This window comes from Pseudomonas sp. FYR_7, assembly GCF_043106155.1.
GTDB classification, from domain to species: Bacteria; Pseudomonadota; Gammaproteobacteria; order Pseudomonadales; family Pseudomonadaceae; genus Aquipseudomonas; species Aquipseudomonas parafulva_B.
Genome location: NZ_JBICMI010000025.1, coordinates 1 through 21,348, shown reverse-complemented (window position 1 = coordinate 21,348; position 21,348 = coordinate 1). Strand labels below are relative to the sequence as shown.

The following is a 21,348-nucleotide window of genomic DNA, read 5'->3' as shown; positions in this document are numbered from 1 at the left end:
ATATCTCATCGATAAAAGCGCCCCCGCACCCGCTTAAGTTTCTCAATAAAACTTAGAGCTTAGAGCTTAGAGCTTAGAGCTTAGAGCTTAGAGCTTAGAGCTTAGAGCTTAGAGCTTAGCGCTTAGATCTGGAAACTTGGAACTTGGAACTTGGAACTTGGAACTTGGAACTTGGAACTTGGAACTTGGAACTTGGAACTTGGAACTTGGAGCTCTGAACTCAGGACTTAAAACCGAATAACATAAGAACCCCCATCCAGAACCCAATCAACCCGTCCCAATCTCCCCCCCATCCTCCCGCTGAATCACCACCGTAGAAGACCGCGGCCTAACCCGCTTCCCCCCAACAGCACCCTCGGTAGCATCTTCCGAAACTGGCCAGTTCCCCGGATGCTGAATATTGATAAACAACGTCCTGTTATCCGGCGTAAACGCAATCCCCGTCACCTCACACCCATTGGGCCCCACGAAAAACCGCCGCAACCCCCCTTGGTTTTCCCCATTCACCGGCACCTGTCGCCCCGCCGCATCCACCAGCAGACCTGGAATCACCGCCAGCAGTTGGTCGTTGGTGTAGTCGGTAAGGGTGCTCTCGCCGTTGTCAGTCTCGAACCACAACACGCCGCGGCTATCGAAACTCATGCCGTCGGGGCTGGCGAACTGGTTCAGTTCGGTCAGGCCGGAACGGTTGATGTCGGCAGCACCGGCGGCGTTTGCGCCGAACACGAAGATGTCCCAGTTGAAGCTCAACTGATCGTCGCTGTCGTGCCAGCGAATGATGTGGCCGTGGCGGTTCGGGCCGCGTGGGTTGGCCGCATCGACCTTTTCCGGGGTACGTGCACTGTTGTTGGTCAGGGTCAGGTAGACGTCGCCGTTCAGCGGGTTGACCGTCGTCCATTCCGGGCGGTCCATCGGCGTCGCGCCCACGGCATCGCCAGCGCCACGGGTGTTGAGGATGATGCCCGGCAGGTCACCATACAGCGCGCCCAGGGTGCTGCCCCCCGTGGTGGCGGTGGCCACGTCCAGCAGTAGCCATACACCAGTGCCATCGGCGTTGAAGCGGGCCACGTAGAGCTTGCCCTGGTCCAGATACTTGGCGCCGGTAGCGAGGCGGTCGACCGGGTTGGCATCGGCGGCATCCCACACGGCGGTTGACACCCACTTGTACAGGTACTCGTTGTTCGAGTCGTCACCCATGTACCACACCAGCGGCTTGCCCGCGACCGGCAGGCCTGGGGCGCAGCCCTCGTGGCGGAAGCGGCCCAGCGCGGTGCGTTTGGTGGCCAGGGTACTGCTGTTGTACGGGTCGATCTCGACGATGTAGCCGTAGGTGCTGGCTTCGTTGCGGTAGTCGTCGGTGGCGCTGGCGCCCTTGATGGTCACGTCGAAACGGGCAAACTCGTCGGCCTCTTCGGTGCTGTCACCGGCTGCGCTTTCCCACTTGTACTGGCCGCTGGAGGTGCCCACGCCAATGCGGCGCTGGTCTTCGGGGCGGGTGCCCTTGTTGACGAAGATGCCCGGCCAGTTCTCTTCACAGGTCAGGTAGGTGCCCCACGGGGTGTAACCGTTGCCGCAGTTGTTGTTGGTACCCCGGCAGTGAGTACCGGCGGTGGAGTACTTGGTCTTGACGTGGTCGGTGCCGCGCAGCGGCCCGGTGATTTCCATGCGCGAAGCCGTGGTGAAGCGGCGGTTCAGCGGGTCGTTGTCGACTACCTGCCAGCGGCCGCTGACTTTTTTCAGGCGCACCACGCCAGCCCCATGGGCGTTGATTTCTTTTCGCACTTCCTCGACCGGGCGCTTGCCGTTGACATCAGTGGTTGGGCCAGCCGGGTGCAAGGCTGCAGGGTCGATGTACTCGAAGTTGATGGCCAGCAAGCCATCATCCGAGCTGCCATTGATGGGGAAGAAATGCATGCCGTCATGGTGCATGCCCATGGCGTTGGCCTGATCGACAGAGGTATTGCTGCCGTCCGGCTTCCAGGGCGCGGCGTTCCGGTTAAGCGGTGTTCCCCATGGGGCCAGCACGCGTGCGCAGTAGCCCTTGGCAAGGGTGCACGCATCGGTGCGTGACCCAGGGATTGAGTCGAAGCCCAGCGCCAGCCCTGACCTGGCAGCGTTGCCGGTGACCGGCCCGCCAGGGCCGGCGGGCCTGCGGATATCAGCACCGTTGAAACAACCGCCCAGGCTGGTGCCGGCGATCAGGGTGACGGCGGCGGCCAGGCCGCCGCGCATCACACTGCGTCGGCTCAGGTAAATGTCCATGACGGTGGCCATGGCCGTGTTGGTGCTGGGGTTGCGGTCCAAATTGTCGCCGGTGTCACGACTCATCACATGTCCTTGCGTTGCAGAGTTCAGACCGCACTCTAGTGGGCGATTGTGACGTTTGGTTTGCAGAACCATGAGCGGACGTTGCAACCCTGTGGCGCATTTGAAGAGGCCCCGAAAAGGGGCGCTCTGCCAAGGTTGCTCAGTCGCGCTTGGCGCCCAGGCTCGATGCCCACTGCTCGTTGCGGTTATGCCCACTGGTGCGGATCAGCCCGAGATCCAGGGCGTTTTCACCCTCTGCAGACCCTTTGCCCTTGGCAATTTCGGCAATGGCGGTGCCCAGGTCCACTGGGGAATTGGACGCATCGATCGAAACAGCCCGCCGGTAGTCGCTGCCGCTCAGGGTTTGCTGCTTGATCGAGTTGGCGTCCAGCTTGACCTCGCCCCTGGCCGATTGCAGGCGGGCGCCGACCAACTGGGCGTTGCCGCCAACCTGCAAGGCGATGCCCTCGCTGCCTTTGAGCGTGGCCTGTTGGGCGACACTGTCGCGTTGCTCGTGGACCACCTCAAGTCGCAGGGTAGGCGAGAAACCTGGATCAGCCTTGCTCAGGGCAGGGCCGGCTTTTTCGCCGACTTTGCCGCCTAGCGGCCCGGCCAGCGATGTAGCAGCGTTGACATAGCCTTGTGGGTTCTTTTCCTGACTAAGCCTGGCATCACCCTTGACGCTGAGGTTATTGACGCGGTCCATCAGGCTGGCCACACGCAGATCGCCCTCTATGGCACCTTCGATCCGCGCGGCGTCCAGGCTGACGCCTTCGAGGCTGGCATCGCCGCCGCTGTGCAGCGCGATGCGCTCGGCACGCAGGTTGCCGGCGTTCCAGGTGAGATTGTCGCGCTTGTCCATGTCCACCTTCAGACGGCCATGCAGGCCCCGCGTGTCCAGTGCGCCACTGCTGGCGTTGAAACCGGCACCGGCGGTGATGTCGAGGTTATTGCGCAGTTCCTGGTTCGACGAGGCTTCCAGCCGCATGCCGCCGTTCATGGCATCGAGCACGATTTCCTTGGCGTTGGCTTGCAACCCCTGGACCTGCAAAGCCTGCGCGTCGCGTGCGCTGCTGGTCACGCTGAGGCGACCGTTACTGGCAAACTGCGCGTCGATGGCCTGGCGCGCGTTCTCTTGCTGCTTGCCATTGCCAAAGTGGCCACCTAGGCCCCCGCCTTGCGTTGTGCCGGTCTTGGCGGCCAACTCCAGGCCACCGCCCAGCTTCGCGCCACTGGCCTCTTGTGTGGCGGTTGCCGCCTTGACCTGCAACTGGCCATCGCTGTGCAGCGTGATATCGCCGGTCGGGGCTTCGCGGCTACCGATGCGCGTGCCTTCGAGCGTCAAGTCGCCACGGCTGGTCAACACCACCTGGCCCTTGCTGTCGATCTGCGCCACCTGAGCTGTGCTGGTGGCCTGGTCATTGCGCGCATGATCCAGATAGCCGCGCCCATCGATACCGGTACTGCCGGGGCGGTTGCCGACCTTGACCCAGGCATTGCCGTCCAGCTGGCTGGATTGGCGCGCTTCACGGTCAGTGGCTTGGACCAGTTCCAGCGTACCGTCGCTGTGCATGCGCACGTCGCCTTTGCCTCCATCGATACGTGTGCCTTCATAACGCCCATCGCTGCCCAACTGCACCTTGATACCCTGCTGGCCATACAGGGAGCCCGCCACAGCCGTACTGACAGTGCTCTGGCCATCCAGAGAACCGCCGTTGCCGGCCGCGCGCACGTTCAGGTCCTGACCGGTAGTGGTATCCAGCCGAGCATCTGCACCAACGGTCAGGTGCTGCTCGCGCTTGTGCTCGGTATTGGCCGCAGCCTGCATGTCATGGTGCTGCGCCTGAATGTCGAGCGTGCCCGCATTGGCTCGCCAGGCAGTGCCCTGATCCTTGAGGGTATCGACCTTGACCTGCACGCTGGCACCGGAAAGTTCGCTGACCTGGGCAAAGCCACGGCGCTGGTTTTCCAGGCGCTTGAGGTGCTCGACGGTCATGTCGGCGCCTACGCTGGGCGCCACCATCGCGTCTTCGGGCGAGGCCTGCTGAAAGCGAGCAGCTTCTTCACCTAGCACCAGACGCTCGATGGGCCGGGTGAGATCACGGTATTCCAGGCTCCCGCCGAGGCTGGCAGACCAGTCATCCTGGCGTTGGGTTTGCTCGGAGGTGTTCTGCACCGCACGGTTCTCCATATGGGTGGCGGTAACCTGCAACGTTTCGCCGGCGTTTACCCGCGCAGCCTCGGTCACCAGCTCGTCGCTACGCAACCGTACGTTGCCGCTTGCCTGCAGTTCGGTGCGCTGCATCTTCTGCTCACGGTTGGTCTGTACGCCACGCTGGTGGTGGCCATCGAACTGGCTACCTATCCGGTCGATCCCGCCAGTCACCGTGAGGCCGCCACCACTCTGGGTGGTGGTAGTGGTGGTTTCGTGGGTAGCCTGGGTGGTGCCCAACGTCACTTTGCGGGCATCAATGTCCAGGTCCCCGGCCAGGGCGTTGATGGTGGAGCCGGTGACCTGCACATCGGCATCGGATTTGACACTCACCAAAGCCCCCTTGAGCTGGCTACCCACGTTTTCGGTTTTCTGCTCCTGGCCAGTGCGGGTGACAACGTCATAGCCCACGCTGGCCTTGTACTGGCGAGAACCGGGCTTGTCGCCGTCGGCCTCCTTGGTCTGCCCGGCGCTGGCGGTGAAGGTGCGCTGCTGGTTTCGAACCTCGCGTTGCTCGGTCGCCTGCACGCCAGTGATTGCCACATTGCCCTTGGCTTCGAGGTCAAGATGACCGCCAGCGCTGACATTGGCGCCCTCGATACGCAAATCCTCGGCACTGACCAGGCGCAGGTTGCTCTGCGCCCCTACCTCACTGACCAGCACCGCTTCGTTGCGCTCAGTGCTGCGGCTGTCGCTGGCAATCAGGCCGAACAGCTTGCTGTCGCGTGCATGATCGGTCCGGGTGCTGGTGCCCTTGTCCGCCTCCACGGCCAGCGAGCCTTGCTGGCTGTGCAGCGTCGCATCCTGCAGGCCTATTACCGTGCTGCCTCTGACAGTGAGCTTGTCGGCTGTGACGGTCAGGATGCCATCGCTGGTGAGGGTGCTGCCTGCCAGGTTGCGGCCCTCTTTCTCGTTGCCTTTGTGATCGCCGAAGAACGTACCGGACACCAGGTCACCGCGATAATTACGGCGCGTACTCTGCTCCTGCAACTGCGTCGTGGCGATCATGCCCTCCTTGGCCATGATGGCCAGGTCGCCGCGGCTGTGTAGGGTGCTGCCCTGCACGTTCAGGTTGCCGGCCGTCTGCACCTGCATCTGCCCTGCGGTGAACATGCTGCCCTGGGCGTGCTCGGTGAAAATGTCCGTGTCGCTGTCACCGCGCCACAGGTCCTTGCGGTGACGGATCTTTTCCTGGATGGCCTGGCTGTCGATACCCGCCAGGATGTCCAGGTTGCCCCCGCTGTCCAGATTCAGCCCATTGCCCGCTTGCAAGGTGGCGGCGGTCATGCGCATGTCGCCGCCGGAGGTAAGCACGATGCTGTCGTCGGCCTCCAGGCGGGTGCCGTGCTGCTGGGTGTCGGTGGTCGTGGTGTCGCGGTCGTAGGTTTCGCGCGTGACGAACAGGAACTTCTTGCTCCATTGCTCGTTGTCATGCTTGACCCGCTCAAGGGCCTGGGCATCGAGGGTCAGGGCCTGACCCGCCCGGGCTTCGATGCGGGGTGCTTTGGCCTCTACGGTGCGCAGTACCAGATCGCCCTGTGCATCGAGCTTCAAGGGGCCTTGCCCGCTGTGCAGGACGGTTGGGCTGGCCGCCGTACCCAGCACGTCCAGGTTGCCCGCCGACGCCATTTCGATGCCATCCGTGGCACTGACCAGGGGGGCTCGTACCCGCACACCCGCACCTTCGGCAGTGCTCACCACGCGGATGCGCCCCGCCTGCATGGCACCGAACAGGCTGGCGTCGATGCTGGCCGGCGTGGCGGTACGGTGCTCGACCACCGCGCCGCTAGCGTGATCGATCCGGTTGCGACCAGCGGTGATGTCCAGGGTGGTCGCGGCCGCCAGCAGGCCTTGGCTGTCGATGCGCGGCGCAATCAACGCGAGGGCGCCGTCGGCATTGCTCTGGCCGCCGTCCAGCACCTGCAGGGTGCCGCTGGCGTCGAGGGTATTGAGGTACTTGAGCTGCTGCTGCTCGAACGCCGGGGTGCCTACCAGAAAGCCTGCACGCGTGGTGTTGATGAAGCTGCCGCCGTTGAGGGTGATGCCGTTGGGGTTGGCCAGGATGTAGTCGGCAGCACGGCCGAATATTTCCTGGGGGCCCTGGATCAGTGAGGCACTGCGGCTGACCACTTCGTTGAGGATGGTCGACGCTGCCTGCCCCTGGAACTGAGGGTTGGCGGCCAGGGCACCGGCCAGCTGCGATTGCCCAGCCTGGGTGGCGTTGTTCAGCACCAGGCCTGCACGGTCGACGTTGTACTGGTTGAACTGGTTGTGCGAGAGGCCGTTGGCATCGGGCGGGACGATCTCGATCACCGGGACACCATGGCCGTTGTTGATGAGCGGGGTGCCACCAGGGCCGTTGGCGGCGTCCAGGCCGCCTTCGGCCAATGCGCTGGTGGAGCCGAGCACGATCAGAAAGATGGCCCAGCGCAAGGTATCGGGCTGGATGCAAAGAGGGGGCGAGGATGTCTTCATGGTTTTTCTCATTGTTGTGGGTGAATCAAAGGGTCATCGACCAGTCCAGCACCCAGAAACCAGGCTCATTGGGCCGGCCTGGGTGGTCGCTGGCGTATAGCGCGCGCTGGTAGTCCAGGCGCAGTCGGCTGCCTGACAGGCTCAATTCCAGGCCGGCTGCCGCACCGGCCAGGCGCTGCGACGGTGAGCCAGCAGCGGTGCGGGTCCAGCCCAGGTCAAGGCCGATGTAGGGGCGCACGTGCAGCGGTGCGCCCCACGTTTGGGGCAGGGGGTAGCTGACTGTGTTTCGCCACACCGCGCTGGTGGCGCCGGAATAGGTCTGCAAGCGGAACCCGCGTACCGCCGAATCGTCGCTGACCAGCATTTGCTCAACGGCGGGCAGTGCATCCTGGCTGTACTGCCCGTTGAGTTCGCTCTGCCAGCGCCACGGCTGGCTGGCCGGGCCTTGGCCGATGTAGAGCAGGCTGGCGCGGTACTTCCTGAAGTCGGGCCGCAGGCGCTGTGCGCCCAAGGGTGCGCGGTCAGCGCTGAGCATCGGGACGCCCTGCGTCACACCCAGATAGCCGTTCCACAGGCCATGTTGCAGCCACAGCAGGTTCAGCCCGGCTTCAAGGGAGGTGAGGGTAGGGCTCTGCTGCACGACGACCGCCCCGGCATTGCGATTGACCAACGCCTTGCGGTCGAGCCGCAGTGAGGCGCTGAGCATTCCCCGTTGGCCACGCCACAGCACGCGCTCGGCGCTCAACCCTTGATAACGGCTCCGGCCATCTGCGCTCAACCTGCCGCTGGGCAACGGGGCCTGGTAGCGCAGTTCGCTTGCACTCAGGGCAAAGCTCCAGCGGCCGTAGGGGACGCTGTAGTAGAGCGAAACACCTTGGCTACGGCCCGGGCCACCCAGCACCGTATGCGTCAGTGACAAGCGCAGGTCGTCATTGAGATGCAGCGGGCTGTCCACACCGATGCCTGCCGTCAGCCGGTGGCGCCCGGTAAAATCGCTGCCCCGGTTGTCGAACCGCGTATCGAAATGCCAGCGCCCCTCTGCCCGGCGCGGTTGGACCACGACGCGCGTACCGCCCTGCATTTGCCCTGGCAACAGGTCCACACCCATGTCGAAGGCACGCAGGCGGTTGAGCTGATCGAGCCCCTGCTCGACGTCTGGCAGGTACAGCGGGCGCCCCAGCAGGTCTGGAAAAGCACCGGACAAGGACAGGGGCAGCTCGGGGCCAGCCAACTCGATGGATTCGACGAAGCCCTCGACCAGCACGATTTGCAACGGGTGCCCGTCCTGGGGCAGCTGGCGCAGGTAAGGCCGGCTGGTCGGATAGCCGGCTTGCACGTACTGCTCGGTGATGGCCTTGAGCAGCGTGTTGATCTGGGCAACGCCCATGCACGGCATGACGTTCAGGCGCACGGTGGTGGCCAGGGCCGCGTCGTCCAAGTGGCGATTGCCGGCGACCTCGACACCTGCGACCTTCCAACAGTGCGCCTGAGCGGGTGCGGCGACGGGAGCCTGGGAGGGCGTTGCCGTGTCGGCCTTGTCCTGCCAGCGTTCCAGGCGGCGTTGCTGTTGCTGGTGTTGCAGGTCCAGCTGATGGTCGCGTAATTGCCAGCTGGCAACGTCGGCCCTCGCCTCACCGCAGGCGAGCACCAACAGGATAAAGCAGACAGCCAACAACTGGCGCTTGAGGGGGATAGGACAGTGCACTTGAGCATCCCAGCAATGCGGTACGGACTTCGTACTCGATTGCGTGGATGCTAAAAGCCGTGGCATTTCCCTGGATGCCATCCCGTGCCTAAGACAATGTCAGGCAGGTTCCAGCGAACGGGTGGGCTCTTTCCTACAAAAACAGATGAATTGCGCTAGATCAGGGCCGAATCTCGATCATCGTGCCATCGCGCACCAGGTTCCAGACTTCCTGCATGTCGCGGTTACGCATGGCGATGCAGCCGTCTGTCCAGTCCAGGGTATGGAAGTACCACTCGGGGTATTCGTCGTTGATCGGCGTGCCGTGGATCATGATCATGCTGCCGGCCTTCACGCCTGCCTGGCTGGCCCGGGCCGCATCGCTGACGTTGGGGTAGTCGATGTGCATGGCCAGGTTGAAGCGCTCGCTCTGCTTGCGCCAGTCCAGCCAGTAGAAGCCTTCCGGAGTCTTCTTGTCGCCTTCGCGCTGCTTGGGGCCCTTGGGTTGCTTGCCCAGGGAAATGCGGTAGGTCTTGATCGGCTCGCCGCGGCTGATCAGTTGCAGGCGACGTTCGGACTTGATGACCAGTACCTTGTCGACCTGAGGCTGCACCGCCGGTTGCGCAGGCGAACCCGTCTGCACTGCCGAGACCGGTTTGCGGATGATGGTTTCGGTGTAGGCCGCCTGGGACATCGAGGCAACGCCAAGGCAGAGGAGGGCAAGCAACCAGCGCATGTAGCAATATCCTGAAGGCTCTGTACCGGGTTATGTGAAAGGCACTCGACGATGGTCACCACCGGGCGGCATTTCGTGAACCCTAACGGGGGGTGGTCGATACGTTCATCGGCGGCAGGTATTCATGGCCTATGGGGAACTGCTGCTCGATTCGGTCGCGATAGTAGCATTCTAATGTCCGTGCCACGGTCCGGAAAGCCAGGGCGTCCCAGGGGATCTCATGCTCTTCGAACAGTCGCACTTCCAGGCTCTCGACCCCGACTGCAAACGCAAGGTCCGCCAGCTCGGCGCGGAAGAAGACATGTACCTGGTTGATGTGCGGCAGGTCGAACAGCTGGTACAACGTCATCGAGCCTACACGCGCGCAGGCTTCTTCGACGGTCTCGCGACGGGCGGCCTGGTCGAGCGTCTCGCCGTTTTCCATGAAGCCGGCAGGCAAGGTCCAGAAACCACGGCGCGGTTCAATGGCGCGGCGGCACAGCAGCACCTGGCTACCATGGGTGGGCAGCACGCCGGCTACCACGTTGGGATTCTGGTAGTGGATGGTGTGGCACGCGGGGCAAACGTACCGCAACCGTGTGTCGCCCTGGGGGATCTGCTCGATGACCGGCTGACCGCACGCACTGCAGAAATTCATGGAGGCTTCCTTTTGTCGTGGCCTATCTTGGCGTGGTGGCTCGGCCGCCGCAAGCAGCAGGGGTTGGGTGGCTGACGGCTTTCGTGCATCATGCAGGGCAGGCCTTGGATACGAGTGAGCGCGATGCTGGACGAGCTACTTCGCCGAATGAGCAACCACCAACCTGCAACCCTGGAATCGGATCGGCGGTTCCCGGAAGCGGCGGTACTCTTGCCCATTACCCGCAGCGAAGTGCCTGAGCTTGTGCTGACCTTGCGCGCCAAGGGGCTTTCGACCCATGGTGGCGAAGTCGCCTTCCCAGGTGGACGGCGCGATCCCGAAGACCCGAACCTGGTCTTCACCGCCCTGCGCGAGGCTGAAGAAGAAATTGGCCTGCCACCAGGGCTGGTAGAGGTTCTTGGCCCGCTCAGCCCCCTAATATCCCTGCATGGCCTGAAGGTCACGCCCTACGTCGGCGTCATTCCCGACTTCGTCGAATACCGCCCCAACGATGCCGAGATCGCGGCGGTATTCACCGTTCCCCTGGAGTTCTTCCGCCAGGACCCTCGCGACCATACCCACCGCATCGATTACCAGGGCCGCAGCTGGTATGTGCCCAGTTACCGCTACGGCGAATACAAGATCTGGGGGCTGTCGGCGATCATGATCGTCGAACTGGTCAACCTGTTGTTCGACGCCGGTATCTCCCTGCACCGTCCCCCTGAGCGTCCTACCGACAAACGAGCAGGGCCCACCCTGCCATCGGCATCCCAGCCTGAGGAGCAACCATGAAATATCGCCTGGGCGACCTGCGGGTCGAGACTCATCCCACCAGTTGGGCTGCACCCAACGCCACGCTCATCGGCAATGTCCGTCTCCAGGCCCATGCCAGCGTCTGGTTTGGCGCTGTGCTGCGTGGTGACAACGAGCTGATCGACATCGGTGAAGGCAGCAACGTGCAGGACGGCACCGTGATGCATACCGACATGGGCTCGCCCCTGACCTTGGGTAAAGGCGTGACCGTTGGGCATAACGCCATGCTTCATGGCTGCACGGTGGGCGACTACAGCCTGATCGGCATCAACGCGGTCGTGCTCAATGGTGCACGTATCGGCAAGCACTGCATCATCGGCGCCAATGCCCTGATCGCCGAGGGCAAGGAGATTCCCGATGGTTCGCTGGTCATGGGCTCGCCCGGCAAGGTCGTGCGCGAGCTGACCGAACAACAGAAGCGCATGCTTGAGGCCAGCGCGGCGCACTATGTCCATAACGCCCAGCGCTACGGCAAGGAGCTGGTGCCCGACGATGAGTGAGGTAAACGAGCGCCCGGTGGCGTCCCCCTGCGTCAACATCTGTGCCCTTGATGAGCAGGATATCTGTACCGGCTGCCAGCGCAGCGTGGCAGAGATAGGCCAATGGGGCCGTATGAGCAATGATGAGCGACGCGGTGTGCTCAGGCGTTGCCATGAGCGCGCCACCGAAGCCGGGCTGGTGCTCTAGCGGTACTGCGGTTGCCTCCCAGGGCGGGCGACGGTAATCTGTGCCGCTTGCCCAAAGACTACCCGCCATGCTCTTTCTGATTGCCTATATCAGCAGTGTCGTGCTGATCAACTACGCCTTCTCCAGCGCCCCGCACCTGGACGTCATCTGGTCCGCCTGGGGTGGCCTGGTCTTCATCCTGCGCGACATGGTGCAGACCCGCTTCGGGCATGGGGCGCTGGTGGCCATGCTGGCGGCTCTGGTGCTGTCCTACGTCACCTCCGAGCCTGCCATCGCCCTGGCCAGCGCCACGGCGTTCTTCGTCTCCGAGCTGATCGACTGGCTGGTCTTCAGCGTCACCCGGCGGCCCCTGCGCGACCGGCTGTGGTTGAGCTCGGCATTAAGCATTCCGGTCGATACGTTCATCTTCTTCGGCATGATCGGTGCGCTTACACCGATGGTGATCGGCACCGCCATGGCGTCGAAGTTCGCCGGTGTCACGGCCGTCTGGCTGGCCATGGCATTTCGCGCCCGACGGGCTACCGTGGCGGGCTGATGGTGTAGAATAGCGGTCCTTTTTCAGCGGGTGGTGCCGAGCCAGGCGCGGCCCCGGATGCCTTCGAGGACCTGAAATGACCCGTATCGGAACTCCCCTGTCGCCCACCGCGACCCGTGTACTGCTCTGTGGCTGTGGCGAGTTGGGCAAGGAAGTGGTGATCGAGCTCCAGCGCCTGGGCGTGGAAGTGATCGCCGTTGACCGCTACGCCGACGCGCCGGCCATGCAGGTTGCCCACCGCAGCCACGTGGTCAACATGCTCGATGGGGTGGCGCTGCGCGCTGTCATCGAGGCCGAGAAGCCGCACTACATCGTGCCGGAAATCGAAGCCATCGCCACCGCCACGCTGGTGGAGCTGGAAAGCGAAGGTTTCAACGTGGTGCCCACTGCACGCGCCACGCAACTGACCATGAACCGTGAAGGCATTCGTCGTCTGGCTGCCGAAGAATTGGACCTGCCCACCTCGCCCTACCACTTTGCCGACACCTACGAAGACTATGCCGAGGCTGTCGCCGATGTCGGCTACCCTTGCGTGGTCAAGCCGGTGATGAGCTCGTCCGGCAAGGGGCAGAGCCTGCTGCGCAGCGATGCCGACCTGCAGAGCGCGTGGGCCTACGCACAGGAAGGTGGGCGCGCCGGCAAGGGGCGGGTGATTGTCGAAGGTTTCATCGATTTCGATTACGAGATCACCCTGCTGACCGTGCGTCACGTCGGGGGCACCACTTTCCTCGAACCGGTTGGGCACCGTCAGGAAAAAGGCGACTACCAGGAGTCCTGGCAGCCGCAGGCCATGACCCCCAAGGCGCTGGCCGAGTCGCAGCGGGTGGCCAAGGCGGTCACCGATGCCCTGGGCGGGCGTGGGCTGTTCGGTGTGGAGTTGTTCGTCAAGGGCGATCAGGTCTGGTTCAGCGAAGTGTCGCCACGCCCGCACGACACCGGCCTTGTTACCCTGATCTCCCAGGACCTGTCGCAGTTCGCCCTGCATGCCCGCGCCATTCTCGGGTTGCCAATCCCGGTGGTGCGTCAGTTCGGTCCTAGTGCTTCGGCCGTTATCCTGCCGCAGGGGCACTCACAGCAGACCGCCTTCGCCAATCTCGGCGCTGCGCTGAGCGAACCGGATACCGCTATTCGCCTGTTCGGCAAGCCTGAGATCAGCGGCACTCGTCGTATGGGCGTTTGCCTGGCCCGTGACGAATCCATCGAAGCGGCGCGCGCCAAGGCGACCCGTGCGGCCCAGGCCGTGGAAGTAGAGTTCTGATAGACCCGTCGGGGCCGCTCAGGCAGCCCCGACAGTCCTGCTATGAAGTCGCTGAGCGTCCTAAAGCTCGGTATTGCGCGTCTCCTTCAGGCACAGTACGGCGATCAGGCTGATCACGGCCGCCGCCGAGACATATCCGCCCACCCAGCTCAGGCCGCCCATGCTCACCAGCTTCTGAGCGAAGAACGGCGCTGCCGATGCGCCAACAATACCGCCCAGGTTATAGGCTGCCGAAGCGCCGGTATAACGCACATGGGTCGGGAACAGCTCTGGCAGCAAGGCGCCCATTGGCGCGAAGGTCACGCCCATCAGGAACAACTCGATGGCCAGGAACAGTGCCACGCCGGTGGTCGAGCCCGAGGTCAGCAGCGGTTCCATGGTAAAACCTGACGCCACGGCCAGCAGGCCGCCGACGATCAGCACAGGCTTGCGTCCGTAGCGATCGCTGAGCCAGGCCGACAGCGGCGTCGCCAAGGCCATGAACATCACCGCAAAGCACAACAGCCCCAGGAACGTTTCACGGCTGTAGCCCAGCGTGCTTACGCCGTAGCTCAAGGAGAAGACGGTGGAAATGTAGAACAGCGCATAGCACACCACCATGGCTGCGGCACCCAGCAGGGTCGGGCGCCAATGCCTGGCGAACAGGTCCACCACCGGCAGCTTCACGCGCTCCTGGCGGGCCACCGCCTTGGCGAACACCGGGCTTTCCTCAAGCTTCAGGCGCACATACAGCCCCACCAGCACCAGGGCGGCGCTGAGCAGAAACGGTATGCGCCAGCCCCACTGGCGGAACTGTTCGTCGCTGAGCGTCAGTGCCAAGGTAAGGAACAGGCCATTGGCTGCCAGAAACCCGATCGAAGGGCCCAGTTGCGGGAACATGCCGAACCACGCCCGTTTACCGTGTGGCGCATTTTCGGTGGCCAGCAGGGCCGCACCGCCCCATTCGCCGCCCAGTCCCAGCCCTTGGCCAAAGCGCAATAGGCAAAGGATGATCGGTGCCCACACGCCAATGCTGTCATACCCAGGTAAAACGCCGATGGCGGTGGTGGAGACACCCATCAACAGCAGCGAGGCAACCAACGTGGACTTGCGTCCGATGCGGTCGCCGAAGTGACCGAACAGCGCAGAGCCCAGTGGCCTGGCCAGAAAGGCGATGCCAAAGGTCAGGAAGGCCGCCAGCATCTGGGCAGTGCCGGACCCGGACGGGAAGAACACCGGCCCGATGACCAGGGCGGCCGCCGTGGCGTAGACATAGAAATCGTAGAACTCGATGGCGGTGCCGATGAAGCTGGCAGTGGCAACCCGCGCGGGCGAGTTGACCGGCGCGGCAGGTGCGCCGGCGTAGGTGCTGGTTGTCATTGAAGGTCCCTGGCGGTCTGGGGCAACGCCACGGTGCTCTGTCGGCCTGCAACGGACACACCGATTGCAGCCGCCCGAACAATGGTTCCCATGGCGCTGGCGCGATTGTTGTTATGTTCGCCTGGCTGACGATAGCCCAAGGGGATAGGGGCGGGCGGACACTGCTCAGGGTGGTGAAGCAGGACCGCAGGGCGTTTCAGCGAAGCGGACTGACCGTGGAGCGCCGAGTGCGGGTAGCAGGCGGGACGGCAGGGCTGGGTAAGCGTTGCCCGAGTATAGCTATCGGGTTGCCGTCCATACCAGTACCTTGCTGGCGCAATTGTCTTCGGTTTCAAGGATTTCCAGGCGATAGCGGCCGATTTTCAGGCACACCGCACTTTCCGGGATGCTTTCCAGCGCTTCGGTCACCAGGCCGTTAAGGGTCTTAGGCCCGCCATCGCACGGCAGATGCCAGCCCAGGCTACGGTTGATCTCCCGCAGCGAGGCCGTGCCATCGATGACATAGGTACCGTCAGGCTGCTTGTGGACATGGGGGTTGCCCAGGCTCTGGTCATCTTCGAACTCGCCGACGATTTCCTCGAGGATGTCCTCCAAGGTGACGATCCCCAGTACTTCACCGTACTCATCTACCACCACGCCCAGGCGCCGCTGCTGCTTGTGGAAATTGAGCAACTGCAGGTTCAAGGGCGTGCTTTCGGGCACGAAATAGGGCTCGTAGCACGCCTGGCGCAGAGCTTCGAGGGTCAGCGCGGCCTGGGGCAACAAGTGGCTGATCAGCTTGGTGTTGAGGATGGCTTCGACCTGGTTGATGTCGCTGTGGTACACCGGCAAGCGGGTGTGACGGCTGACGATCAGTTGCTCGATGATGCGCTCGATCGGCTCGTCGAGGTTGATGCCATCGACCTCGTTGCGCGGCACCAGAATGTCGTTGACGGTGATCTTGTCCAGGGACTGGATGCCGTCGAGCAACCCCCGTCGTGGGGTTTCCGGGTGCTCGTCGTCCTCGAAATCGTCGGCTTGCTCGGGGTGCAGGGCGACTGCGGCAGGCTGCTTGCGCAGTGGGCGTAGTAACAGCTTGGCGCAGCCGTCGAGTATACCGGCCAGCGGTTGCAGCAGTACCAGTGGAGGCTTGAGCAGCGCACCCAGGCTGACGAAGACCTGTGGGTTGCGTCTGGCCAGGCGACGAGGCAGGTACTCGGCGAACACCAAAAGAGCAGCAGCGGCAGCCAGGCCTGCCTGCCACAGGCCAGCGTCACCACCGTGACGCAGCCCGATCAGGCAGGCCAGCGCCAGTACCAGCCATTTGCCCAGGCTGGCGCCCAGGACCAGGGCAGGGCCCGAAAGCTTGGGTTGGCTGTCCTTCTCGCCGCCCGACACCATCGTGTGCAGGCGTGCGGTCTCGATGGCGGTGAGCAGTGCAGACCACAGCAGGGCAATTGCCGAGGTGCCGAGAAGCGGTGCGTACGGCAGGATGTTCATGAAAGGCCGTCAGATGTGCAGAATGAATTCGCGAACCAGCTTGCTGCCGAAATAGGCCAGCATCAGCAGGCAGAAGCCTGCCAAGGTCCAGCGGATGGCCTTGTGGCCCCGCCAACCCAGGCGGGTACGCCCCCACAACAGTACGCTGAACACGACCCAGGCCACGCAAGCCAGCAACGTCTTGTGCACCAGGTGCTGGGCGAACAGGTTGTCGAGGAACAGCCAGCCGGACACCAGCGACAGCGACAGCAGGCACCAGCCTGCCCAGAGGAAGCCGAACAGCAGGCTTTCCATGGTTTGCAGTGGCGGGAAGTTTCGAATCAGGCCAGAGGGGTGCTTGTGCTTGAGTTGATGGTCCTGCACCAGCAACAGCAACGACTGGAACACGGCGATGGTGAACAGGCCGTAGGCCAGGATCGACAGAAGGATGTGAGCAAGGATGCCCGGTTCCTCATCGATCAGCGGCACGGTGCCGGGCGGCGCGAATTGGGCCAGCAGCGCGGTGACCGCACCGAGCGGGAACAACAGCACCAGCAGGTTCTCCACAGGGATGCGCAGGCATGCCAGCAAGGTCAGGGCGATGACGGCCACGGCGATCAGGCTGGCGGCACTGAAGAAATCCAGGCTCAGGCCAAGCGGGGTGATCAGCTGAAAGAACAGCGCACCGCCCTGGGCTATCACCGCAATGGTGCCCAACAGACCGGGGAGCCGTTTGTCGATCTTGCGGCCCTTGGCCAGGGATGAACCCTGGTAGATGGCCGCGACGATGTAGAGCGCAGCGGCAATCAGGTTGGGGATGAGGCTGGGAGAGGAGACCATAAGTCCTGGTGGGCGAGCCTTAAAGAGACGGAGTTTGGCATAAACCGCGCCGCTCTAGGAAGACTGACGGGCGCGCAAGGCGGCGGCGATGCAGGCACCGGGCAAACCCCGTGGCGACCGGCGAGTGCCGCTTAAGGTGTGCGCGGTCGCTTCACTTCGCTATAATCGCCGCCTTGCTGTGCCTGGCGGGTGTGCATTTCCCCGCGGGCGCCTGACAACCTCGGCTTTTACTGGGCCAGAAAGGATCATCATGTTCGAAAACCTGACCGACCGCCTGTCACAGACGCTGCGCCATGTCACCGGCAAGGCCAAGCTGACCGAAGACAACATCAAGGACACGCTGCGCGAAGTGCGCATGGCCCTGCTCGAGGCCGACGTTGCCCTGCCGGTGGTGAAGGATTTCGTCAACAGCGTCAAGGAACGTGCCGTCGGCACCGAAGTGTCGCGCAGCCTCACCCCAGGCCAGGCCTTCGTCAAGATCGTCCAGGCCGAACTCGAAAGCCTGATGGGTGCGGCCAACGAAGATCTGGCGCTCAATGCCGCCCCGCCTGCCGTGGTGCTGATGGCCGGCCTGCAAGGTGCGGGCAAGACCACCACCGCCGGCAAGCTGGCGCGCTTCCTTAAAGAGCGCAAGAAAAAGAGCGTGATGGTGGTGTCTGCCGACGTCTATCGTCCGGCGGCTATCAAGCAGCTCGAGACCCTGGCCAACGACATCGGCGTCACCTTCTTCCCGTCTGACATCAGCCAGAAGCCGGTCGCCATCGCCGAAGCCGCCATCCGCGAAGCCAAGCTCAAGTTCATCGATGTGGTGATCGTCGATACCGCAGGCCGTCTGCATATCGACGCCGACATGATGGATGAGATCAAGGCCCTGCACGCCGCGGTCAAGCCCATCGAAACGCTGTTCGTGGTCGATGCCATGACCGGCCAGGACGCTGCCAACACCGCCAAGGCGTTCGGCGAAGCCCTGCCGTTGACCGGCGTTGTGCTGACCAAGGTCGATGGTGATGCGCGTGGCGGTGCGGCGCTGTCCGTGCGCGCCATCACCGGCAAGCCGATCAAGTTCATCGGCATGGGCGAGAAGAGCGAAGCGCTCGAACCGTTCCACCCCGACCGGGTGGCCTCGCGCATCCTGGGCATGGGCGACGTGCTCAGCCTGATCGAGCAGGCCGAGCAGACCATCGACAAGGCCAAAGCCGACAAACTCGCCAAGAAGCTGAAGAAAGGCAAGGGCTTCGACCTCGAGGACTTCCGTGACCAGCTTCAGCAGATGAAGAACATGGGCGGCCTGGGCGGGCTGATGGACAAGCTGCCGAGCATTGGCGGCGTTAACCTGTCGCAGATGGGCAATGCCCAAGGCGCCGCCGAGAAGCAGTTCAAGCAGATGGAGGCGATCATCAACTCCATGACCCCGGCCGAGCGCCGCGATCCCGACCTGATCAGCGGCTCGCGCAAACGCCGCATCGCCTTGGGTTCCGGCACTCAGGTGCAGGACATCGGCCGGCTGATCAAGCAGCACAAGCAGATGCAGAAAATGATGAAGAAGTTCTCCAGCAAGGGCGGCATGGCCAAGATGATGCGTGGGCTCGGCGGCATGCTGCCGGGCGGTGGCATGCCCAAGCTGTGAAGTTTTCCGGGGCAGGTCATTTTTGGGCCGGCCCCTCACCCCGCGCAAGCGGGACAACGGTCGCGATTTTCGCGGCTTACGCAGCAAGTCTGGACGGTCGGGCAAGTGCCGACCGAAAAAGTCATTTGCAAATGTCCGTGTATTCCTTGAGAATATGCGGCCTTTTGGGCACCCGTGTGCCTATTTGGCATTCAGATTTGCAGTACCAACTGCAGCACCGACTATAGGAACGATGTTCACATGGTAACCATTCGTCTGGCCCGTGGCGGCTCGAAAAAGCGCCCTTTCTACCACCTGACCGTGACCAACTCGCGTAACGCCCGTGACGGCCGTTTCGTTGAGCGCGTAGGTTTCTTCAACCCGATCGCTGCTGGCGCCGAAGTCAAGCTGTCGGTCAACCAAGAGCGCGTCACCTACTGGCTGAGCCAGGGCGCACAGCCGTCTGAGCGTGTTGCTCAGCTGCTGAAGGACGCTGCCAAGGCTGCCGCCTGAGCAATATGAACGCGACGCCAGAAAAGGCTGACGACCTCATCGTCGTTGGCAAGATTTTTTCGGTTCACGGCGTTCGCGGCGAGGTGAAGGTGTATTCCTTTACCGATCCGATTGAAAACCTGTTGGATTATCCAAGCTGGACGCTTCGGCACGAAGGCAAGGTAAAGCAGGTCGAGCTGGTCAGCGGTCGTGGCTCCCAAAAGGGCCTGGTCGTGAAACTGAAAGGTCTCGAGGATCGTGACGAAGCCCGTCTTCTAAGCGGTTACGAAATCTGCATTGCGCGGAGCCTTTTGCCCAACCTGGCCGCCGATGAGTACTACTGGTACCAGTTGGTAGGTCTGAAGGTCATCAACCAGGACGAACACCTGTTCGGCAAGGTCGATCACCTGTTGGAGACCGGTGCGAACGATGTAATGGTGGTCAAGCCGTGTGCAGGCAGCCTAGATGATCGCGAGCGTTTGTTGCCCTATACGGCGCAATGCGTGCTCGATATCGACCTGGATGCAGGCGTGATGCGGGTTGAGTGGGACGCGGACTTCTAACCGATGGGTAACCTTCGCGTAGACGTCATCACGTTGTTCCCCGAGATGTTTTCGGCCATCACGGAGTACGGCATTACCAGCCGCGCGGTGAAACAGGGGTTGCTTCAGGTAACGTGCTGGAACCCGCGGGACTACACCACAGATCGTCACCATACGGTAGATGATCGGCCGTTTGGCGGTGGTCCTGGCATGGTGATGAAAATCAAGCCTCTGGAAGATGCCCTGGTCAACGCCAGGCAGGCAACCGGAGCTGCGGCGAAGGTGATCTACCTCTCGCCACAAGGCCGCAAGCTGACTCAGCAGGCGGTCAAAGGCCTGGCCGAACAGGAATCATTGATCCTGATCGCCGGTCGTTATGAAGGCATCGACGAGCGTTTCATTGAAGCTCATGTCGATGAGGAGTGGTCGATTGGCGACTATGTGCTTTCCGGTGGCGAGCTACCGGCCATGGTACTGATCGATGCGGTTACACGGCTGCTGCCCGGAGCTTTAGGGCATGTGGACTCGGCGGAGGAAGATTCTTTCACCGATGGTCTGCTTGATTGCCCGCACTACACCCGACCTGAGGTGTATGCGGATCAGCGTGTTCCCGACGTGTTGCTCAGTGGCAACCATGCACACATCCGGCGTTGGAGAATGAAGCAGTCCCTTGGTAGGACCTTCGAACGACGCGCCGATCTTCTGGAAAGTCGCTCGCTTTCTGGAGAAGAGAAGAAGCTGCTCGAGGAATACCTCCGCGAGCGGGACGATAGTTAAACGTATCGATGGTGGATCACGATCCATCTTAGGAGCACAGCATGACCAACAAGATCATCCAGCAGCTCGAAGCCGAGCAGATGAGCAAGGAAATCCCGACCTTCGCACCCGGCGACACCGTTGTCGTCCAGGTTAAAGTGAAGGAAGGTGAGCGTTCCCGTCTGCAGGCGTTCGAAGGCGTCGTTATCGCCAAGCGCAACCGTGGTCTGAACAGCGCCTTCACCGTGCGCAAGATCTCCAGCGGCGTTGGTGTAGAGCGTACCTTCCAGACCTTCAGCCCACAGATCGACAGCCTGGCCGTGAAACGTCGTGGTGACGTGCGTAAAGCCAAGCTGTACTACCTGCGCGATCTGTCCGGCAAAGCCGCTCGCATCAAGGAAAAACTGTCCTGAGTACAGTTTGCCCGGCGACCCAGGTCGCCTAGCGAGAAAGAAGCAGCCTTCGGGCTGCTTTTTTGCGTTTTGAACTCCGTACAGGTGACAGCCATGACCACCCGAGACCAGGAAATCCAGCGCCGCACCGAGCTTTCGGTCACCCGCGTGACCAAGGCGGTGTTCCCCAACACCACCAACCATCACAACACCTTGTTCGGTGGCACGGCCCTGGCATGGATGGACGAAGTGTCCTTCATCGCGGCCACGCGTTTCTGCCGCTTGCCATTGGTGACCGTTTCCACCGATCGCATCGACTTCAAGCACCCAATCCCGGCGGGCTCGATCGTCGAGCTGGTGGGTACGGTAATCAAGGTAGGCAACACGAGCTTGCAGGTACAGGTGGATGTCTTCGTCGAAAACATGTACCTCGATGGCCGAGAGCGGGCGATTCACGGCGTCTTCAGTTTCGTTGCCATCGACGAAGACAAGCGCCCGGTGCCGGTGCTGGAAGCATCGAAACCCCAAAAGTGAACGGATGTCCAACATTTGGGGCGCAGCTCAAAAGCTGGGGCCGCTG

19 protein-coding genes are annotated in these 21,348 nt (G+C 62.7%); 11 read left to right on the top strand and 8 right to left on the bottom strand.

The window, feature by feature from the left end; all coding sequences use genetic code 11:
• Positions 1 to 267: 267 nt before the first annotated feature.
• The 5 genes from ACF8R3_RS07220 to ACF8R3_RS07200 all read right to left on the bottom strand — a co-directional run bounded on the left by ACF8R3_RS07220 (position 268) and on the right by ACF8R3_RS07200 (position 10,051).
• The gene (locus ACF8R3_RS07220; RefSeq protein WP_392515347.1) at positions 268 to 2,328 is read right to left on the bottom strand and encodes a PhoX family protein; all 2,061 of its coding nucleotides are present in this window, start codon (positions 2,326 to 2,328) and stop codon (positions 268 to 270) included.
• A 139-nt stretch (positions 2,329 to 2,467) separates the two neighbouring features.
• On the bottom strand, positions 2,468 to 6,994 hold the full coding sequence (locus ACF8R3_RS07215; RefSeq protein ID WP_392515345.1) for a hemagglutinin repeat-containing protein: 4,527 nt from the start codon (positions 6,992 to 6,994) through the stop codon (positions 2,468 to 2,470).
• A gap of 25 nt (positions 6,995 to 7,019) precedes the next feature.
• A complete protein-coding gene (locus ACF8R3_RS07210; RefSeq protein WP_232105933.1) occupies positions 7,020 to 8,669 on the bottom strand; it encodes a ShlB/FhaC/HecB family hemolysin secretion/activation protein in 1,650 nt (549 codons plus the stop codon).
• Between the two features lie 190 nt (positions 8,670 to 8,859).
• Positions 8,860 to 9,414, bottom strand: a complete 555-nt coding sequence (locus ACF8R3_RS07205) for a murein L,D-transpeptidase family protein (RefSeq protein WP_058637436.1) — start codon at positions 9,412 to 9,414, stop codon at positions 8,860 to 8,862.
• Positions 9,415 to 9,496: 82 nt separating this feature from the next.
• Positions 9,497 to 10,051 carry an NUDIX hydrolase gene (locus ACF8R3_RS07200; protein WP_058604487.1) on the bottom strand — a complete coding sequence of 185 codons (555 nt, stop codon included), beginning with the start codon at positions 10,049 to 10,051 and terminating at the stop codon, positions 9,497 to 9,499.
• Between the two features lie 114 nt (positions 10,052 to 10,165).
• On the opposite strand from ACF8R3_RS07200, the gene ACF8R3_RS07195 reads away from it, so the two are divergent.
• From ACF8R3_RS07195 to purT, 5 genes are all read left to right on the top strand, one after another.
• Positions 10,166 to 10,822, top strand: coding sequence for a CoA pyrophosphatase (locus tag ACF8R3_RS07195; RefSeq protein WP_228385145.1), 657 nt, complete (start codon positions 10,166 to 10,168; stop codon positions 10,820 to 10,822).
• Positions 10,819 to 11,343 (top strand): gamma carbonic anhydrase family protein, encoded by a 525-nt coding sequence (locus ACF8R3_RS07190; RefSeq protein WP_058604489.1) that lies wholly within the window; start codon positions 10,819 to 10,821, stop codon positions 11,341 to 11,343. Before ACF8R3_RS07195 ends, ACF8R3_RS07190 begins: the two co-directional genes overlap by 4 nt.
• Entirely contained in the window at positions 11,336 to 11,530 is a 195-nt protein-coding gene (locus ACF8R3_RS07185; protein ID WP_058604490.1) for a DUF1289 domain-containing protein, read from the top strand. Before ACF8R3_RS07190 ends, ACF8R3_RS07185 begins: the two co-directional genes overlap by 8 nt.
• Before the next feature lie 67 nt (positions 11,531 to 11,597).
• Positions 11,598 to 12,065, top strand: a complete 468-nt coding sequence (locus ACF8R3_RS07180) for a VUT family protein (protein ID WP_145255648.1) — start codon at positions 11,598 to 11,600, stop codon at positions 12,063 to 12,065.
• Between the two features lie 76 nt (positions 12,066 to 12,141).
• On the top strand, positions 12,142 to 13,323 hold the full coding sequence (gene purT / locus ACF8R3_RS07175) for a formate-dependent phosphoribosylglycinamide formyltransferase (protein WP_078479009.1): 1,182 nt from the start codon (positions 12,142 to 12,144) through the stop codon (positions 13,321 to 13,323).
• 60 nt (positions 13,324 to 13,383) lie between these two features.
• On the opposite strand, the gene ACF8R3_RS07170 is transcribed toward purT, so the two are convergent.
• The 3 genes from ACF8R3_RS07170 to ACF8R3_RS07160 all read right to left on the bottom strand — a co-directional run bounded on the left by ACF8R3_RS07170 (position 13,384) and on the right by ACF8R3_RS07160 (position 16,980).
• Positions 13,384 to 14,682, bottom strand: a complete 1,299-nt coding sequence (locus tag ACF8R3_RS07170) for an MFS transporter (protein WP_196186680.1) — start codon at positions 14,680 to 14,682, stop codon at positions 13,384 to 13,386.
• A gap of 279 nt (positions 14,683 to 14,961) precedes the next feature.
• Positions 14,962 to 16,161, bottom strand: coding sequence for a transporter associated domain-containing protein (locus ACF8R3_RS07165; RefSeq protein ID WP_058637440.1), 1,200 nt, complete (start codon positions 16,159 to 16,161; stop codon positions 14,962 to 14,964).
• A 9-nt stretch (positions 16,162 to 16,170) separates the two neighbouring features.
• Complete coding sequence (locus ACF8R3_RS07160) at positions 16,171 to 16,980, bottom strand: inner membrane protein YpjD (protein WP_027913819.1); 810 nt, start codon at positions 16,978 to 16,980, stop codon at positions 16,171 to 16,173.
• Positions 16,981 to 17,230: 250 nt separating this feature from the next.
• Between ACF8R3_RS07160 and ffh the strand changes: the two genes are divergently transcribed.
• The 6 genes from ffh (at position 17,231) to ACF8R3_RS07130 (ending at position 21,302) form a co-directional block, all read left to right on the top strand.
• Positions 17,231 to 18,607, top strand: coding sequence for a signal recognition particle protein (gene ffh / locus ACF8R3_RS07155; RefSeq protein ID WP_023533651.1), 1,377 nt, complete (start codon positions 17,231 to 17,233; stop codon positions 18,605 to 18,607).
• A gap of 240 nt (positions 18,608 to 18,847) precedes the next feature.
• Positions 18,848 to 19,099: a 30S ribosomal protein S16 gene (gene rpsP / locus ACF8R3_RS07150; RefSeq protein ID WP_023533649.1), complete on the top strand. Its 252-nt coding sequence runs from the start codon at positions 18,848 to 18,850 to the stop codon at positions 19,097 to 19,099.
• Positions 19,100 to 19,104: 5 nt separating this feature from the next.
• On the top strand, positions 19,105 to 19,641 hold the full coding sequence (gene rimM / locus ACF8R3_RS07145) for a ribosome maturation factor RimM (protein ID WP_027913820.1): 537 nt from the start codon (positions 19,105 to 19,107) through the stop codon (positions 19,639 to 19,641).
• Positions 19,642 to 19,644: 3 nt separating this feature from the next.
• Entirely contained in the window at positions 19,645 to 20,397 is a 753-nt protein-coding gene (gene trmD, locus ACF8R3_RS07140) for a tRNA (guanosine(37)-N1)-methyltransferase TrmD (protein WP_028634846.1), read from the top strand.
• Positions 20,398 to 20,438: 41 nt separating this feature from the next.
• On the top strand, positions 20,439 to 20,789 hold the full coding sequence (rplS, locus tag ACF8R3_RS07135) for a 50S ribosomal protein L19 (protein WP_023533640.1): 351 nt from the start codon (positions 20,439 to 20,441) through the stop codon (positions 20,787 to 20,789).
• Between the two features lie 93 nt (positions 20,790 to 20,882).
• A complete protein-coding gene (locus tag ACF8R3_RS07130; protein WP_058637442.1) occupies positions 20,883 to 21,302 on the top strand; it encodes an acyl-CoA thioesterase in 420 nt (139 codons plus the stop codon).
• Positions 21,303 to 21,348 lie beyond the last annotated feature (46 nt).

Bases quoted from the DNA above. Each gene is read 5' to 3' on its own strand.
- ACF8R3_RS07215 (WP_392515345.1), bottom strand. From the start codon at position 6,994: ATGAAGACATCCTCGCCCCCTCTTTGCATCCAGCCCGATACCTTGCGC.
- trmD (WP_028634846.1), top strand. From the start codon at position 19,645: ATGGGTAACCTTCGCGTAGACGTCATCACGTTGTTCCCCGAGATGTTT.
- purT (WP_078479009.1), top strand. From the start codon at position 12,142: ATGACCCGTATCGGAACTCCCCTGTCGCCCACCGCGACCCGTGTACTG.
- ACF8R3_RS07220 (WP_392515347.1), bottom strand. From the start codon at position 2,328: ATGAGTCGTGACACCGGCGACAATTTGGACCGCAACCCCAGCACCAAC.
- ACF8R3_RS07205 (WP_058637436.1), bottom strand. From the start codon at position 9,414: ATGCGCTGGTTGCTTGCCCTCCTCTGCCTTGGCGTTGCCTCGATGTCC.
- ACF8R3_RS07185 (WP_058604490.1), top strand. From the start codon at position 11,336: ATGAGTGAGGTAAACGAGCGCCCGGTGGCGTCCCCCTGCGTCAACATC.
- rplS (WP_023533640.1), top strand. From the start codon at position 20,439: ATGACCAACAAGATCATCCAGCAGCTCGAAGCCGAGCAGATGAGCAAG.
- ACF8R3_RS07130 (WP_058637442.1), top strand. From the start codon at position 20,883: ATGACCACCCGAGACCAGGAAATCCAGCGCCGCACCGAGCTTTCGGTC.
- ACF8R3_RS07190 (WP_058604489.1), top strand. From the start codon at position 10,819: ATGAAATATCGCCTGGGCGACCTGCGGGTCGAGACTCATCCCACCAGT.
- ACF8R3_RS07165 (WP_058637440.1), bottom strand. From the start codon at position 16,161: ATGAACATCCTGCCGTACGCACCGCTTCTCGGCACCTCGGCAATTGCC.
- ACF8R3_RS07180 (WP_145255648.1), top strand. From the start codon at position 11,598: ATGCTCTTTCTGATTGCCTATATCAGCAGTGTCGTGCTGATCAACTAC.
- rpsP (WP_023533649.1), top strand. From the start codon at position 18,848: ATGGTAACCATTCGTCTGGCCCGTGGCGGCTCGAAAAAGCGCCCTTTC.
- ACF8R3_RS07160 (WP_027913819.1), bottom strand. From the start codon at position 16,980: ATGGTCTCCTCTCCCAGCCTCATCCCCAACCTGATTGCCGCTGCGCTC.
- ffh (WP_023533651.1), top strand. From the start codon at position 17,231: ATGTTCGAAAACCTGACCGACCGCCTGTCACAGACGCTGCGCCATGTC.
- ACF8R3_RS07200 (WP_058604487.1), bottom strand. From the start codon at position 10,051: ATGAATTTCTGCAGTGCGTGCGGTCAGCCGGTCATCGAGCAGATCCCC.
- rimM (WP_027913820.1), top strand. From the start codon at position 19,105: ATGAACGCGACGCCAGAAAAGGCTGACGACCTCATCGTCGTTGGCAAG.
- ACF8R3_RS07170 (WP_196186680.1), bottom strand. From the start codon at position 14,682: ATGACAACCAGCACCTACGCCGGCGCACCTGCCGCGCCGGTCAACTCG.